Source organism: Streptomyces sp. NTH33, assembly GCF_003236365.1.
Classification (GTDB): domain Bacteria; phylum Actinomycetota; class Actinomycetes; order Streptomycetales; family Streptomycetaceae; genus Streptomyces.
This window is the reverse complement of sequence record NZ_POTZ01000950.1, coordinates 1-1,055: the sequence shown is the minus strand read 5'-3', so window position 1 is coordinate 1,055 and position 1,055 is coordinate 1. Positions and strand designations below refer to the sequence as shown.

Here is a 1,055-nt window from a genome sequence, read left to right as displayed (position 1 = left end):
GTCTACGACCTCGGCGGCGACCCGCTCTCGCAGTCCGGCGGCGCCGGCGCGGGCGTCCGAGCGTGGCGCAGCCCGCCGCGTACGTCTCCTGCAGGCCGCTCGCCGCCGGGTCGCCGCCCGCCGCGCGCCACCGCACGTACCAGTCCTCCAGGGAGCGCAGCATCGCCCGCAGCAGCGGATCGCGGTCCGTGCTCACCGCCCCGGCCAGGGCCAGCGAACCGGCCTGGGGAACCGGCAGCTCCTCCTGCCGCAGGCTGACGTTGATGCCGACGCCGACGACCACCCCGTCGTCGCCGGCCCGCTCGGCCAGGATGCCGCCGGCCTTGCGTTCCTCGCCGCCGACAGTGACCAGCAGGTCGTTGGGCCACTTCAGTGCCGTATCGACCCCGGCCGCCCGGGACAGGCCCGTGGCGACCGCGACCCCGGTGAGCAGGGGCAGCCAGCCCCAGCGGACCACCGGGACCTCACTGGGCTGCAACAGCACGGAGAAGAACAGGCCGGAGCGGGGCGGAGCCGTCCACTGACGGTTCAGGCGGCCCCGGCCGGCGGTCTGCTCCTCGGCGACCAGGACGGCGCCCTCGGCCACCTCGCCGGCGGCGGCCCGGGCCACGAGGTCGGAGTTGGTGGAGCCGGTGCGCTGCACCACGTCCAGCCGGGACCACAGGCCGTCCGCGCGGACCAGCCCGCGCCGCAGGGCCGTGGCGTTCAGGGGCGGGCGGTCCAGATCGGACCAGCGGCTGCCCTGCGGAATGTTCTCGGAGCCGTTGTCTGCTGCATCTCGGGACGTCATGCAAGCCACACTAGGTGTGGTATACGCCGCACTGCTGATCAGCGGGGCCCCCACTACTCTACGAATGAGTAACCGTCCCCCCTTTTGAGCAGGCAGGGAGCCGCGATCCCGATGTCCGAGCCGGAAGAGTGCCAAGAGATCGACATCCGTACGACCGCGGGCAAGCTCGCGGATCTGCAGCGCCGGATCCAGGAGGCGACGCACGCCGGCTCCGCGCGCGCCGTGGAAAAGCAGCACGCCAAGGGCAAGCTGACCGCCCGCGAGC

1 protein-coding gene is annotated in these 1,055 nt (G+C 73.4%); it reads right to left on the bottom strand.

Annotated features, from left to right (window positions below):
• Positions 1-790, bottom strand: a 790-nt coding sequence (locus tag C1I97_RS37740; protein ID WP_111007348.1) for a biotin--[acetyl-CoA-carboxylase] ligase, incomplete at its 3' end; no start/stop codon positions are given.
• Positions 791-1,055: the final 265 nt, after the last annotated feature.